Origin of the sequence: Stakelama marina, from assembly GCF_018122655.1 — a bacterium.
Classification (GTDB): domain Bacteria; phylum Pseudomonadota; class Alphaproteobacteria; order Sphingomonadales; family Sphingomonadaceae; genus Sphingomonas; species Sphingomonas marina.
Map to the genome: position 1 here is coordinate 1 of NZ_JAGRQC010000003.1, position 15,374 is coordinate 15,374.

Sequence of the window (15,374 nt, forward strand, 5' to 3'; positions counted from 1 at the left end):
GACAAGACGTATTCGATTACATCGAGATGTTCTACAATCCGGTCCGCAAGCAGGTCAGGAACGGGATGCTGTCACCCGCACAGTTCGAACGGCAGCAGATTTTGAAAGCAGAAGGCGTCTAGAAAACTAGGGGCTACTCACTATGCCTTACGACGCCTCCGCACGGCCACGGAAGCGCGGTCGCACGGGGCGTCCCCATCTTCCCTTTCATTGACATTTTCGGGGGTGATCCGGGCGAGGCTGGACTGCTGCAACAGCTTGTTCCACGCCTCCAGATGGTCAAGAATATGGTTCGAGCCCGCACCCAGCAGGTCCGCCAACAAACAACAACAATCTGTGTTGTAAGTAGTTGATTTTGGTAATGTGCGATTAGCAAAGCATGCCGCGGCAAGGCTTTCTACGGCGTCGAAACGGCCGAGCGCGGTGGCTTTGAAGCCTCGCTCCGCTCATAATCGGAACGGAACGGCGGGCGGACGCCCCGCCTCCGCTCGGTCGTTGACCTAAGCGAAGCATGATCCGTCGAACGCCTCATCGCTTTGCTCACGATGAATTTTGGTGCGTTTCGGGCTTGTCCTCAACGAATAAGCGGAAGCAGGGCCTTTGCGCCCGGGTGCTCAGCGTGGGCGTTCGACGAGTTTCTCCTCGCCCGACCATTCAACCGTCGCATCCGTCTTGCCGTCGAAATCGATCGCGCGTCCCGGGGTGATCCAGCGGATGCGGAACGTCCGCCCGGCGGGCATGCCGTCATACCCCTCGCCCATCCGTGCACCGATCGTCACCGTGCCCGTGGCGTCGTCGTAGCGGATCGGAATGCGGCTGTACTGACCGGTGCGATAGCCTTCGCTGGTGCCGTCGTCCTCGTACAGCGCGAACTGGCCATCGGCGCCGGTATAGATGTTGAGCGTTACCGGCGCGTCGGGCTTCTGCCCGGTATATTGCTCGGTCGGCCCCATCGGCACGATCGACCCCGCGCGAACGAACAGCGGGATGCGGCCATAGGGCGCTGCGGCGTTGATCCTGTCGCCGCCGGCGATGCGCCTGCCCGAATAGAAGTCGTACCAGCCGCCCTTTGCACGCGGCAGATAAACCTCGCGCGAGCGCGCCTTGTATTCGGTCACAGGCGCGACGAGCAGCGCGCGACCGAACAGATACTCGTCATTGATATCGCGCGCCTTCGCGTCGTTCGGGAAGTCCATCACCAGCCCGCGCATGATGCTGCCGTCATTGAGCCAGGTGTCGGCCGCCTGGGTATAGATATAAGGCATCAGCCGGTAGCGAAGCTCGTCATACCAGACCATCGACTTGCGCATTGCCGAGCCTTCGGGGCTGATATTGTAGATTTCGCGCAGCGGATATTCGCCGTGGCTGCGGAACAGCGGGCTGAACGCGCCGAACTGGAACCAGCGCAGGTTGAGCTCACGCCATTCGTCGAGATCGGCGGGCTTGGGCTCCTTCGCCGAATAGCGGTCCTCGAGCGCGAATCCGCCGATATCGTGCGTCCAGTTGGGCAGGCCCGACATCGAAAGGTTCACGCCCGCCGAAATCTGCGCGCGCAGATCATACCAGCGGCTCGCCACGTCGCCCGACCAGACGGCGGCGCCCGCGCGCTGCATACCGCCAAAGCCCGAGCGGGTCAGGATGAAGCCGCGCACATCGGGCTTGAAGCGGCGCCAGCCGTCATGGACACCCTCGGCATGAACGAGCGGGAAGCTGTTGAAATATTCCGCCGCCGGCCCGATCGCGGTCGGCCCCATCGTCTTGATGCGGTTGGCGATCGACAGGTTCGAGTGGATGTCGGGCTCGGTCGCGTCCATCCACCAGGCATCAACGCCCAGCACCGCGAGCTTGTCCTTGATCTGCCGCCAATAGATTTTCCGCGCCTCGGGGGCATAGGGATCGTAATCGGTATTGGCATAGCCCGGCCCGACCCAGTCCTTGTTCCCCATCTTCAGATTGCCGTGATAGGTATATCCCTTGGCGTCGAGTTCCTTGTAATTGTCGGTCGTGGGATAGAATTTTGGCCAGACCGAGATCATGAAGTGTGCGTGCAGGTCGTGCACCTTGTCGATCATGCCCTTGGGATCGGGATAACGACTCTTGTCGAAATCGTGGCTGCCCCAGGCATTTTCCGGCCAGTAGAACCAGTCCTGCACGATGTTATCGAGCGGGATGTTCCGCTTGCGATACTGTTCGACGACGTCGACCAGCTGGTCCTGATTTTCGTAGCGCTGGCGCGACTGCCAGAAACCATAGGCCCATTTGGGCAGCATCACTGCCTTGCCGGTCAGCTTGCGATAACCGGCGATCACATCGTCCATGTCCTTGCCCGGCACGAACCAGTAATTGACCGCGCGACCGACATCGCTCGAAAACCAGACCGAGTGGCGATCGGGCTTGTCCATCGGCTTGTTGTGGAAGAACGCGATGTACCCGGCGTTCGGCTCCCATTCGATCCGCACCTTGACCGGCTTGCCCGCGGTCATCGGATATTCGAAATTCGCGTACCAGGGGTTCCAGTTCTGGCGCCAGCGGTTGAGCACCTCGTTTCCGTCCATGAACACCTTGAAATAGCTCGACCCGTAGAGACGGAATTTGTGCGTGCCGGTGGTTTCGGGGGTCAGTTCGCCGGTCCACACGACACGCTGCGTCTGCACCGCGTTGCCCGCCGTGTTCTGGCCGCTGTCGGCGGCGACGGTCTTCGCCTTGGCCGCGGCAGGCCATTTGTCCTGGTCGCTGATATACTGGTAATCGACCGTCTGCTCGCGCCGCGTCACGGCCAGCTTGTCGCCAAGATAATATTGCGCGGTGAAACCCGGCTTGCCGCCGCTCGTCACCTTCAGCGATCCGTCGCCGACGAAGCTGTACGGCTTCGGATTGCCGAACCGCGTGATCGAATCATTGTCCCACAGGATGCCGTAATTGCGCGTCGACACCAGGAACGGAACGGCGATGTCCATATTGTGCTGGGCGAGTTCGACGTCCTCGCCATTATAGTTCATCTGGCTGTTCTGGTGCTGGCCGAGGCCGTACAGCCCCTCGTCGGTGCCGCGGTTGAACTGCTGCGACACCGCGACATAGCCGTGGCCATCGATCGTCTTGGGGGTGAAGACCGGCTGCCCCGCCTGGTCGAGCAGCGTCTTGCCGTCGGCACCCAGGAAATTCACTTCGCCGGTGCCAAGGTCGATATCGGCGGTATCGCGCGCGGTCCTGATCTGAACATGTCCGTCGCGTTCGGCGACCGTATAGTCGCCCGGCTTGGGCGGCTCCGGCACCATCAGGCTGGTCTCGCGCGTCACGTCGGTGAAACCGTCCGGCGCCGCGATCACATGGAAAATACCATCGCCATGCACTGTCACCGTGACCCGCTTGGCCGCACCGGTCGCGGGCGTCACCGCTACGCCGCCATCGACACGGGTATAGCTGCCCGCGTCCTGAGCGAGCGCCGCCACCGGGGTCAGCGCGCTTGCCGCGACCAGCAGCGAAATCGTCATTGCCTTCGTCATTCGATCATCCCCTCGGCCGCCGGCGTTCGTGCGGCGGCGACTTATGTTCAGCGATACGAGCCCATCGTGACCTTCACCCATACCGGCCGGTCGATGAAGTTGAGGCCGTAGTCGGTCTGGTCACCGTTCCAGACGCGATCCATCACCCACACCCCATCCTTGTCGAAATGCCCCTCTTCGGCGCGCACCAGCATGCCGTGCTTCGGGCCGCCCTTGGCGGTGCCGAAGCGCACGCGGACATGGTCGCCGGTGACGAGAAACTGGTTGGGCGAAAGCTGTGCGACGACCATGCCGCCCACCGGTTCGTCGGCCCAGGGCGGCGGCTCTTGCGGCAGGAAATCCCAGTCGGCCTCGCCCATCTGCCACTGGCCCCATTGGGCAGTGATCGTCCAGTCGCCCATGGTGGTAGAGCGCTCCGCGCCGTCATCGGGCTTCGCCGCGCCCCAGGTCGGACGGGTAAAGGCGAGCTTGGACCAGACCCGGCCGATCTGCTCGAACGCTGCATATTTGCTCGCGAACGCATCAAGCGTTTCATCGTCGAGCTTCCGCGCGCCGAGCGGGTAGTTGAAATAGCCCGTGGCATCCATGCCGAAGGGTGAAAAGCCGATCGCGCCCAGCCCCATCGTCGGCCAGAAATAGCGTGCATATTCTGCCGCATTGCCGATTTCGGGCACCATCAGCGCATTGTCGGGGCGGGCATAGGCCTTCAGATAGGCCTCCACATCCTTGCTCTTGCGGTCATAGATATCGGGCGCGCCGAGGTCGATCGCGGGCGCCGCCGCCTTCCAGATGTCGAGCACGTCCTGCTGCGGCCCGCCGCTCGACACGCCGCTCGGGTCGGGCACCTTGAAGGGATCGGCTAGCGCGGCATTGACGTACATCGGCAGCGGCTTCACCGCCTTGCCCGCCGCCGCGATCTCGCCGATGTAGCGCGCGGTGTACCAGGTGTTGAACGCGCGGTCGGCCTGATCGCCGAAGACCTGGCTCCACGTACCGGGCTTCTTGCCAAGCGCTTTGGTCAATTCCGCCGGGACCGGCCCGTCGAACAGCTTCTGCGCCTTCGCCCCGAAATCGCGCGGACTGCCATAGCTGCCGACCTCGTTTTCGGGCTGGACCATGATCACCGTGTTCTGCGGGTCATGCTCCTTCAGATAGGTCATCAGCCGGACAAAGGCGCGCTTGTCGGCCTCCAGCGTCGAGCGGAACATCGGCGACAGCGCATAATGATCGCTGCCGTCACGCTTCTTCATCCGCGGAAAGCGGCTGTTGTCGAGCTTCACCCAATCGGGCGTGTAACCCGGCGCGGTATTCTTCCACGTTGCGAACCACAGCAGCACGATGCGCTTGTCATGCGCGCGCGCCTGATCAAGCAGCGTCTGGACGAACGAAAAGTCGAACTTGCCCTCTTCGGGCTCGACCTGTTGCCAGGCGACCGGCACCTCGACCGTATTCGCGTGGATGCGGTCGAGCACCGGCCAGACATCGGGGAGCGCGACCGCATAATTGCTCGAATTATTGACCTGCCCGCCGAGCATCGTGAACGGCGCACCGTCGACGATCAGCGCGTGATGGCCGCCTCGCGTTTCGATATGCGGGACTGGCGTGCCGGACTGCGCGGACGCCGGCGATACCGCAAGCAGCATCAGCCCCGCAGCCGCCAGTACGTTGAATTGCCTGCTCACCACGTCCTCCCCTGTGCCGACCCTCGCGGCATCTGTTTCGTCGCTGCCGGTTCCGGCGGCGCTCGCCTGCTCCTTGCGGCAGGTTCGGGCGCAGCAAAGAGAATTTCACTCGAGAATGCAATACTCATATTTGAAATATGGTCAGGCTGAAGCTGGTTCCACGGCGCGCCTTGGCAGGTCCGGTGTGCCATCAGATCGCCGGTGCGGTGCGCAAAGCCCTGGCAATGGCGTTCGAGGCGATCTGCGCCATCTTCGAATAACCCGCCGCCAGCGGATGAATGCCGTCACGTGTGAGGCCGCGAGCCATCAGTCCGCGATCATCGGCCAGCGCCGTCCAGTAATCGGCGAAGACATAGCCATGTGCGGCGCAATAGGCGCGAAGCCATGCGTTGAGCTCGTCGATCTTCGCCGGGCTGCGCTCCTTCAGCACGTTGGCCGATTCCGGCGTGTCGGCGCTGACCGGCGTGACCGAGGCGAACACCACGGCGATACCGTGCGCCCGCGCCATTTCTGCCATCGCTTCGTAATGCGCTTCGATCTGCGCAACGCTTTCCCGCTGGAGAAAGCCCTGAAGATCGTTGATGCCGCCCATGATCACCACCGCATCAGGATGCAGGTCGATGACGTCGGGATGGAAGCGCAGCATCATCTGCGCCGTCACCTGGCTGCCGATACCGCGGTTCACATAGGACTTGCCGGGAAAATAGCGCGCGAGGTCCCAGCGGTCGGTGATCGAGTCGCCAAGGAATACGACGCGCTGGCCTCCTTCAGCCGGTGGAGGCAGCGCCGCGTTGCGGTCGGCATAGATGTAGCGTTCGCCGAAATCTCGCATCAGGCTCGGCACGAGTTTCTCGCGAAACGGACCGAGCCACGGTCCCCAATCCTTCGCATCGGCGATCGTCCGCCGTTCGGGCGAGCTTTGATACGTCGATTCCTGCGCCGAGACGGGAGCCTGGACGAGCATCGCAAGACAGGCTGCGGCCAACGCCTTCGCGGCGAACTTCACCGCGGTACGTCCACCGTGAACCGGTGCGCCTCGCCTGCGAAATCGACAGTGACGGTCACGCGCTTATAGCGTCCGCGCTTGAGGGGTTCGGTCAGCAACAGCCCGCCGTCCGCCGCACCGGGGGCGAGCGTCGTCGGCTTGAGCAAGGCCGCGACGACCGGATTCGGTGCCGCATCGTCCGATTGCGCGCGATCGATCTCGCCGTTCGGAACACCGCCGACCGCACTCCCCATCGACCCGGTAAAACCGGTGACGTCTTTTTGCCCCGCTGCGTTGGTCGGCAATCCGGGGTTGGCATAGGCCTGGCGCGAACCGCCACCCGGCCCGCGTTTGCGCTCGCCGCCCGACAGGTCCTGCGCAGTGGCGATCGCGACCGCGCCCCTGTCCGAATCGACATGCACCGAAGCCGGGCCGAGCGGCTGCGGCGCATCGCTGCGGTTGAGGACGACCACGCGCAGGACCAGCCGATGATCGTTGAGCACGGGATCGACGATCAGGTGGACCTCGCCCTTGTCGGTGCGCGAGACGAGCCCCGCCTGAGCGTCGCCGGAAATCGGCGTCTCGACGCCGCTCGACTGCGGCACCGGCGCGGCCGCTGGCGCGGACAGGGCAAAGGCAAGCAAAGCGAACATGGGCTTTCTCCTCAGGCGGCGAGCGAGCGGTCGCTCGGACAGCGGCTGGCGATGAAGTCGGCGTGGAGCGGCATCGCCTCGGCGGTCTCGGCAATGATCCGTCGCATGCCCACGAGCACCTTACGCGCATCGTCGACGCCGACGCCGGCGACGAGCGGATCGTGACTTTGCGGCTCGATGCCCTGCCCGAGCAGTACCGCGAGCCAGCTATCGTCGCGGAACAAGTCGCCGGGGTTGGAAACCAGCCGACCATTGGCGCGGAACATCTCCACCTTGGCGGCGAGCGTATCGGGCATTTCGATCGTTCGGCAATGCCGCCAGAACGGCGTGTCGTCCCGCTCGGTCGCGCGGTAGTGCAGCACGAGGAAATCGCGCACACTGTCGAACTCGCGCGCGACCTGCCGGTTATACTCGGCACGCACTTTGTCATCGAAATTGCGGTCGGGAAACCAGGACAGCAATTTCGTGATGCCGGTCTGGATCAGGTGCAGGCTGGTCGATTCGAGCGGCTCGAGAAAGCCCGCCGACAGCCCGAGCGCGATCACATTGCCATGCCACGCCGCCCGGCGGCGCCCGGTGGTGAAGCGGAGACGGCGGGGCAATCCGGTGGCCGGCGTGTCGAGGCCCGCGATCAGCGCATCCTCGGCATCGCCGTCGTTCGTAAAGTCGCTGCAATAGACATGGCCGTTGCCGGTGCGGTGCTGCAGCGGAATGCGCCAGCGCCATCCGGCTCGATCCGCCGTCGCGCGTGTATAGGGCGCAAGCGGATCGAGCCGCGCGCTCTGCACCGCGATGGCCCGGTTGCACGGCAGCCAGCGGCTCCAGTCAAGATGGTCGACGCCGAGTGCGTCGCCGATCAGCACCCCCCGGAAACCCGTGCAGTCGAGAAACAGGTCACCCGAGATGCGCCGCCCGTCAGTGAGGGTCAGCGCGGCGACGTTGCCGCTTTCGGCGTCGCGATCGACCGTTTCGATCTTGCCCTCGATGCGCGTCACACCGCGCTTTTCGGCAAGGTCGCGCAAAAACCGGGCGTAGAGCGTAGCGTCGAAATGATAGGCATAGCTGAACGTCGAAAACACCGAACGCTTGTCACTCGCGGGCCGGTCGAAGCGATTGCGATAGGCTGCCGCCTCGGTCAGCGAATAGGCGGAAAGCGGCGTCGCGTCGCCATCGGCGCGGGCGCGCAACCATTGCTGGTGGAACGGAGTCATCCCGAAATCGTCGCCATAGCGGCCGAAGGGATGGAAATAGCGATGCTCGCGCCGCCGCCAGTCGACGAACTCGATGCCGAGCTTGAACGTCGCCTGCGTCGCCTTGACGAAAGCGCGCTCCTCAATGCCGAGCACCTGGTTGAATGCCTGGATCGGCGGGATCGTCGCCTCGCCCACGCCGACGGTTCCGATCGCTTCGGATTCGACGAGCGTGATCGTGCAGCCGCTTCCCGAAAGCGCACGCGCCAGCGCGGCTGCGGCCATCCAGCCCGCGCTGCCGCCGCCGGCGATCACGATCGAACGGATGGCGTCGGGATGCTTCATGCCGCCATCGGCGCCTTGCACGCTGCATTCACGAACGCCGCATGATCGGGCATGCGCTCGGCGACGCGCGCGATTGCCTCCCGGCGCTGGTGGAGGCCCCCGCGAAGCCGGTCGATCGCCATCTGGTCGACCACCGGATCCCAGCGTCGCGGCAATATCTCGTTGCCGAGCAGAATCGAGGCCCAGCTCGGCTCCTGATAGGATTCCTCGGTCAGAAGCGCGACCCGGCCACAAGCTTCCCAGACCGCGAGTTTGTGCGCGAGTTCGTCCGGAACCTCCATTGCGGCACAGTACCGCCACATCGGCTCGTCGCGCCTGCTGCGACAATAATGCGCGATCAGGAAGTCGCGGACGCGGGCATATTCATTCGCCGTCACGCGGTTATATTCGTCGCGGATGACGGGATCGAGATCGCGGTCGGGAAGCAGCTCGACCAGTCGCGCCAGCCCGGTCTGGATGAGCTGGATCGCGGTCGATTCGAGCGGTTCCATGAATCCCGCAGCCAGTCCCAGCGCAACGACATTGCCTTCCCAGAAGCGCCGGCGATGACCGGTAGTGAAGCGAACCGTGCGCGGCTCGGCGAGCAGTTCGCCGTCGACTCCGGCGAGCAAGGTTTCGGTCGCTTCGTCGTCGCTCATGAAGGCACTGGCATAGACATGCCCGTTGCCGGTCCGGTGCTGGAGCGGAATGCGCCATTGCCATCCGGCCGATTTCGCCGTCGACCGGGTACAAGGCGTGAGCGGATCGCGACGCGCCGAACCGACCGTCACGGCACGGTCGCACGGAAGCCATTTCGACCAGTCGACGAAATCGACGCCGAGCGTTTCGCCGAGCAGCAGCGCGCGAAATCCGGTGCAGTCGACGAAGAACTCGCCGTCGACGATGCGGTCGCCGTTCAGGCGCAGCGCTGCGACGTTACCGGCTTCGTCGGTATCGACATGCTCGATCCGGCCTTCGACCCGGCGCACGCCGCGCGCTTCGGCATAGCGGCGCAGATAGCGCGCGTAGAGACCTGCATCGAAGTGATAGGCATATTTGTAGAAGGCCGCCTCGCCCCCGCGCGCGGCCATCGCCTCGGGCGGAGCGAAGCGGTTCCGCCGCGCTGCCGCATAGGGCATCGACCAGTCCTCGATCGGCCCCGCCTCGCCCATACTGCGCAGCTTCAGCCAATAGTGATGCGGCGAGACGCCCTCGATCGCGTCGCCATAATCGCCGAAACCGTTGAAATGGACGTTGCCCGGCGTCCCCCAGTCGCGAAACTCGATGCCCAGCTTGAACGTGCCCTGCGTCTGCGCCACGAAATCGGGTTCATCGAGGCCGAGTACCCCGTTGAACTGGCACATCAGCGGAACGGTCGCCTCACCGACGCCGATCGTTCCGATCTCCTCGGATTCGACGAGCGTGATGGCGGTGGCGGGCGGCGGCAGGAACCGCGCCAGCAACGCCGCCGCCATCCAGCCGGCGGTGCCGCCGCCCGCGATGACAATATGTTCTATCGGCGACTGCTGCATCCGAACTCCCGCCCCTTTGCCGCGCGCCTCGATCCCCAAAAAAGGTGCCATGGTCGTCGCGCCGACGGCCATGGCAGTAGAGGAGATCAGAAGACGGCGCGCAAGAGCACTGCGATACGCCGGTCGGTGTCGGTCCAGCTGTAGCGCGGCCGGAAGTCGGGATCGCCGACGTCCAGATAGGTCCGCGCCTTGAGGATGTTGGTCGCCTGCAGCCCGACCTTCACATGCTCGTCCATCGACACGAGGATCGATCCATCGAGCTGGCCATAGGCTTCCGACCAGACCGGATAGTTGATGTTCGCCGCCGAGGTGGTCAGCAGATAGTGCGACCGCCAGTTGTAGGCGAGCCGCGCCGACACACCGTATTTCTCGTAGATGCCGGCAAGGTTGTACGAATATTTCGACAGCCCCTCGAGCGGCAGCACGGGCGTCTCGGCATTCGTCACCGCATTGGTGTCGAACACGTTGATAGCGGTGTTACGCCCGCCCGACGAGTCGACATAGGTGAAGTTGCCCTGGAAGCCGAGGCCGCTCAACGCGCCGGGCAGCATGTCGAAGAACTGCGTGTAGGCGAGCTCGAGGCCCTTGATCTTGCCGTGCGCACCATTGGTCTGGCGCGTGACGTCGAAGGTCAGCGTCTCGCCCCCGCTGGTATAGGTCTGTTGGTCGATACCGGCGAAGATGTAGTTGCTGATGTCCTTGTAAAAGCCGGCGAGCGTCAGACTGTTCGCGCGCCCGAAATAATATTCGAGGCTCACGTCGAACTGGTTCGACCGGATCGGCTTCAGATAAGGATTGCCCGCGGTGCCCGTGAACGCCGTGGTCTGACCATTGGCGCCGGTGCCGTTGGCGATGCCGGTCGCGCTGTCGAACGAGAAGCCGAGCGTGGTGAACGGGTTGAGCTGCGCGAAGGTCGGACGACTGATCGCCTGGGCCGCTGCGAAGCGCAAATACAGATTGTCCCGCAGGAAGAAGCGCAGGTTCAGGCTGGGTAACACGTCTGTATATGACGCGTTCGTGTTCAGCTCACGCGTGCCGATATCGCCGCTGGCGAAATTGACCGCCTGCTGAACTAGAGCGCAATCAGCCTGCGTCACGACGCCGCCGGCACGCGGTCCGGTGGTGATCGGCGTGCCGGGGGTGCAGGTCGGCGCGGTCAGCGCACCAAGCCGGATCGACGATCCCTCGGCCGACGTGCGGGTCCGCACGATACGAACGCCGATATTGCCATCGAAATGGCCGACCGGGCTGTTATTTGCCTCGAACCGAAGCAGGCCATAGCCCGCGAGCGTCCTTTCGCGCTGATCGTTGATGCCGCCGCTGACATTGTCGCCGGCAGGTGCCGCAAGCGAATAGTCGTCGCTCAGCGGGACCCAGCCCCAGCCGCCCGATTCGGTATTCTGCAGATAGCTGTAGGCGTTGTCGGTGCCGTTGCCGACCAGACCCGCCGACGGGAACCAGAAGCTACCGACCGGTGCCACCGAGTTGCGCATGAAATTACTGTAGAGAACGAACGACGACTGGTTGGGCAGCCCCGGATTCTGGTGCGCCGCGTCGTATCCGGTCTGATTGATATACACGGGGTTGCCCGTCGCACCCCAATATTGCTCCGAGAGCAGCGACCAGTTGTAGCCGGTCTGGCGTGTGACAGCGTGCTTGTCGGTCGCGCGCACGCCGGCGCGGAACGACTTCAGGAACGAGTCGGGATCAAATTTGTATTCGGCGTCGCCGGCATAAGCCCATTCGGAAGCGTCGTTATCCTCGAGATGGTCCATCGCCGCGGCCCACCAGTAGAGGTTCTTCTGGGCAAGAGCGTCCTGCGAGCCGGTGGTCGGCGTCACAACCATCTTGGGAGTGTCGCCACCAAGATTGAAATCGAAGGTAACCGGCGTATCGGTACCGAGAAATGCCGTCATGCTGACGGTCGATGCCTTGGACTTCACATATTGAGCGTCGGCGTTGAACGACCAGTGCTCGTTGGGGTCCCACTTCATGTTGAACGAATAGTCGGACGTTTTGCGGTTCGACTGGCCGTCGCGCGTGTCGATGTTGAGCTGACGGTTGTCGATCACGCCCGACGTGACCTGGTTCTGGTCGCCGAAGGTATAGGTGCTGTTGTCCGTCTCGGGCGATGCATAGTCGCCGAGCGCATATTCGAGGTCGTGCGGATTGGTCTTGCTGATGAACGCTTCGGCGGTGAACTGCAACGTGTCGCTCGGCCGCCACTGGATCGATCCGTCGAACGCGGTGCGGCGCTGTTGCCAGTCGATCCGCCGCAGCCCCATGCTGTTCGGCAGATAGACGGTATCGCCCGCCGACAGCCCGTCCTGCGGCTGCGACAATGTCGCGGGCAGGAAGCGTCCGGCGCTGATGCTGTCGGTGCGATTGCCGATATTGTTGATCGAATAGGACAGCAGTACGCCGATCTCGCCGAGCCCGGTCTGCCAGCGGTCGGATGCGAGCAGGCTGCCGGAGAAGAAACCCTCGCGGCGCATGTCGGCATAGTTGTAATCACCCGCGAACGCGATGACGCGGCCCGGCGCGTCGAACGGCTTGCGCGTGCGCAGATTGATGAGGCCGCCGATGCCACCTTCGATCTCGGCAGCCGAGGGGTTCTTGTAGATGTCGACGCCGGCGAGCAGGTTGGCCGACACATCCTCGAAGCTCAGCCCGCGGCCATTGACCGCCGAAAACACGTCGCGGCCGTTGATTTCGGACTGGACCCAGGAAAGCCCGCGAATGAAGACGCCGCCACCCTCGGCCGAAAGGCGCGCCGGATCGCGCGCTTCGTTGGTGCGCTGGAGCGTGACACCGGCGACGCGCTGCAGCGCTTCGGAAACCGACCGGTCTGGAAGCGCGCCGATGTCCTGCGCGGTGATCGAATCGACGACCTGCTCGGCATTGCGCTTGCGCTCGGTCGCACTCTGAACCGAAGCGCGAATGCCGGTCACGACGATATCATTCTCCGAGTGCGCCGGAGTCGTGCCGGTTGCCTGATCGCTCTGGTCGGACTGGCCATTGTCGGCCGTCGTGTCATCGTCCTGGGTGGTCTGAGCCGATACCGGACTGGCGAGGACCATGGCCAAGGCCAGCGTCGAGGCGCCGACAAGGCCGAACTTCGCGACCTTCAGATCGCGGACAGAGCACGTACGTGAAGTGTCTTTCATCACCTCCCCCTTCATTTTCGACGCCTTTTTGGCATCGTCGTTTTTTGTCGGATTAACGCTCGTGAAACACGGTTTCAAATATGAAATTGTTTTCGTTTCGCCTCTGTCTGGGCCTAGCGCGCGATGCGGTATGCCTTGAACGAGTGCGGCGGGATCGTCGTTGCGAAGGCCGGACGCGTGTCGCCCATCATCCCCGTCATCTCTCCCTGAGGCTTGAGGGCGGCGGCGCCACCGATCGCATCGAGCCGGGTTGCGCCCTCCGCGCCGATCCCGACATCGACCGCGGTATCGCTGTAATTTTGTACGACAATCGCGCCATTGTCGTAGGTGAACAGGGCAACGCCCGCCGGCGCGTCGATCACGACCGGACTGTGCCGTCCGACGACCGAGCGGATCTGCGTCAGCGCGGCCTGCGGCAGCCGGTACAGGTCGCTCTGGTTCTCGGGCACGGTCAGCATGTAGAGCGTTCCCTTCGAATAATGATTCATCAACAGGACCGGATAGCCCTTCTTGCCCGCGACGGCGCGGATCGTGGCCCAGCTGTCGTTGGTGTAGAAGCGTGTCTCGGGGATCAGCATCGATGACGGCTCGGCACCGTCGTCGTCGAGCGACTTGCCGTTTCCGGCGCCGAAGCCCTGAACGAAATGCGACACCGACACGATGCGGCCGGTCGGTGTCCATTCGGCGAGATCGGCAAAGCCCTTGTCGTGCAGCGCGGCGACGAGGCCCGACGTCACGATGACATCTGCGCCGCCGCGCAGCGACGCTTCGATCTTCGCGACGATATCGGAATCAGCCGCTGCCGCTTCGGTCAGCAGCACCGTCTTCGCATCGGTGGGATAGGTCGGCTGCAGCTCGACGGGGATGCCAAGATTGCCGAGAAAGTTGTGGAGGAAATCCTCGCCCGACGACTGATAAGGCTTGTAGCTGGCGATCCCGACCGGCTTGCCGAGCGCACCGAGGATCGGATCGATCGTCTCCAGCGCATATCCCGCCGCCCGGCCCCAGCCCGCGGGAGTACCGGGATGCGCGGCCGCCCAGCGCGATTGCTCGCGGTCCCAGTCGAAGCTCGTCGTCGCGTTCTTCCACGGCCGGTCGCCGCTATCCACCGCCTCCGGCTGCGACATCGGATGCCAGTTGAACAATGTTATCTCCGGCGCCTTGGCGAACAAGGTATCCCAGAGCTGCTCGGCATAACGGTCGATGAAGCGCGTGCTGAACGTATCGACCCAGCCGCCACCGTTCGCGCCCGGGCGAATATTGTCATAATAGCGGATGATCTCGTAGCTCTCATATTCCTGGAGCAGCTGGTCGGTCAGCGTCGGATCGCGCGTCTCGGTTCCGGTGTAGATGCCGTCGAACGCCTTCGCTTCCTGGTCGAGGTCGTAGCCGAGACCCTGAAAATGCTCGTACCAGTTCGGGTATTTGATGATCATCCGGACATTGGGGTTCACCGCCTTCGCCGGCTTGAGCACCAGGTTGCGGGCAACGTCGCGCATGGTGTCTAGCCGATATTGCGTCCAGCTCCGCTTGCCCTTTGCCGCGATATCCGCATCGCTCTTGCTCGTGTAGAAGAAGAAGTCGTCGAGGATCACCTCGTCGAAATGCTTCGCCGCAAGCCGCACCGCGCGCTCGCATTCGGCGCGGTCTTCGGGAAGCTCGTAATCGAACGTGCCGAACTGGCCGTTCTTGCCCCCCGCCGCGAGCGTAACGCCGCCCGCCACTGCAACGCCCTTTTCGCGGAAATAGGATTTGACGCGCTCGAGCTCGGCATCGGTCGCGAAGTTATGGTCGCGATAGGCCTCGATATAGACCTTGTCGAAATGGAGCTGCGACGCCGCACGTGCGTATTGGCGGTCGAAGGTGGCACGATCGGCCAGCGCCCGGGCATCGTTGACCGCGATGTAGATCGCGGCGCGAAAATTCTGATAGTGCGACGGCACGGTCGCGGCGTCCGGCGCCACCATCGTCCTCGCATCGGCTGGCACCGTCGCCAGCCCCGTAATCGCCAGCGCACACGCCGCCAGACATGCTTTCCGCATCCAGTCCCCCTTTTGATCGTCCCGACGGCGCAAGATCATTCGAGTCAGCCTGTCGGAATCCGGCTATCGCCACCAGTGAACGATCTTTTTACTCGTAAATCAATCGAGTTTGTGGTCGGGGCTTGCACTGCAAGCGATAATCGGTGCCGACGAATACGCCGAACCCGCGGGTCTTCTTCGCTCGAAGGCCCCGCGCTGCTATCCATCGACAAGCCGAAATGGCGGCGCTACAAAAGGCTTGTTTTATATTCGAACTCGGTTTTCAAATAGAGTGTCGTGATGCACCGCCGGGTCCA

9 protein-coding genes are annotated in these 15,374 nt (G+C 63.5%); 1 reads left to right on the plus strand and 8 read right to left on the minus strand.

What is annotated here, in order from left to right; all coding sequences use genetic code 11:
• Window positions 1–122: IS3 family transposase (locus tag J7S20_RS09800; RefSeq protein WP_284054567.1), on the plus strand; the 122-nt coding region annotated here is incomplete at its 5' end.
• Window positions 123–614: 492 nt separating this feature from the next.
• Here the strand turns inward: J7S20_RS09800 and J7S20_RS09805 are convergent.
• From J7S20_RS09805 to J7S20_RS09840, 8 genes are all read right to left on the minus strand, one after another.
• Window positions 615–3,503: a TIM-barrel domain-containing protein gene (locus tag J7S20_RS09805; RefSeq protein ID WP_284054059.1), complete on the minus strand. Its 2,889-nt coding sequence runs from the start codon at window positions 3,501–3,503 to the stop codon at window positions 615–617.
• Window positions 3,504–3,550: 47 nt separating this feature from the next.
• Window positions 3,551–5,146 carry a DUF5597 domain-containing protein gene (locus J7S20_RS09810; RefSeq protein ID WP_284054568.1) on the minus strand — a complete coding sequence of 532 codons (1,596 nt, stop codon included), beginning with the start codon at window positions 5,144–5,146 and terminating at the stop codon, window positions 3,551–3,553.
• Window positions 5,147–5,375: 229 nt separating this feature from the next.
• On the minus strand, window positions 5,376–6,191 hold the full coding sequence (locus tag J7S20_RS09815; protein ID WP_284054060.1) for a GDSL-type esterase/lipase family protein: 816 nt from the start codon (window positions 6,189–6,191) through the stop codon (window positions 5,376–5,378).
• Window positions 6,188–6,823: a hypothetical protein gene (locus J7S20_RS09820; protein ID WP_284054061.1), complete on the minus strand. Its 636-nt coding sequence runs from the start codon at window positions 6,821–6,823 to the stop codon at window positions 6,188–6,190. Before J7S20_RS09820 ends, J7S20_RS09815 begins: the two co-directional genes overlap by 4 nt.
• A gap of 11 nt (window positions 6,824–6,834) precedes the next feature.
• Window positions 6,835–8,358 (minus strand): tryptophan halogenase family protein, encoded by a 1,524-nt coding sequence (locus J7S20_RS09825; protein WP_284054062.1) that lies wholly within the window; start codon window positions 8,356–8,358, stop codon window positions 6,835–6,837.
• Window positions 8,355–9,920 (minus strand): tryptophan halogenase family protein, encoded by a 1,566-nt coding sequence (locus J7S20_RS09830; RefSeq protein ID WP_284054063.1) that lies wholly within the window; start codon window positions 9,918–9,920, stop codon window positions 8,355–8,357. Before J7S20_RS09830 ends, J7S20_RS09825 begins: the two co-directional genes overlap by 4 nt.
• Window positions 9,921–9,955: 35 nt before the next feature.
• On the minus strand, window positions 9,956–13,036 hold the full coding sequence (locus J7S20_RS09835; protein ID WP_284054064.1) for a TonB-dependent receptor: 3,081 nt from the start codon (window positions 13,034–13,036) through the stop codon (window positions 9,956–9,958).
• Between the two features lie 113 nt (window positions 13,037–13,149).
• Entirely contained in the window at window positions 13,150–15,078 is a 1,929-nt protein-coding gene (locus J7S20_RS09840) for a hypothetical protein (RefSeq protein ID WP_284054065.1), read from the minus strand.
• Window positions 15,079–15,374 lie beyond the last annotated feature (296 nt).

What these genes read in the sequence shown, in the direction of transcription:
- J7S20_RS09805 (WP_284054059.1), bottom strand. Translation starts at nt 3,503, where the DNA reads ATGACGAAGGCAATGACGATTTCGCTGCTGGTCGCGGCAAGCGCGCTG.
- J7S20_RS09810 (WP_284054568.1), bottom strand. Translation starts at nt 5,146, where the DNA reads ATGCTGCTTGCGGTATCGCCGGCGTCCGCGCAGTCCGGCACGCCAGTC.
- J7S20_RS09820 (WP_284054061.1), bottom strand. Translation starts at nt 6,823, where the DNA reads ATGTTCGCTTTGCTTGCCTTTGCCCTGTCCGCGCCAGCGGCCGCGCCG.
- J7S20_RS09825 (WP_284054062.1), bottom strand. Translation starts at nt 8,358, where the DNA reads ATGAAGCATCCCGACGCCATCCGTTCGATCGTGATCGCCGGCGGCGGC.
- J7S20_RS09830 (WP_284054063.1), bottom strand. Translation starts at nt 9,920, where the DNA reads ATGGCACCTTTTTTGGGGATCGAGGCGCGCGGCAAAGGGGCGGGAGTT.
- J7S20_RS09835 (WP_284054064.1), bottom strand. Translation starts at nt 13,036, where the DNA reads ATGAAAGACACTTCACGTACGTGCTCTGTCCGCGATCTGAAGGTCGCG.
- J7S20_RS09840 (WP_284054065.1), bottom strand. Translation starts at nt 15,078, where the DNA reads ATGCGGAAAGCATGTCTGGCGGCGTGTGCGCTGGCGATTACGGGGCTG.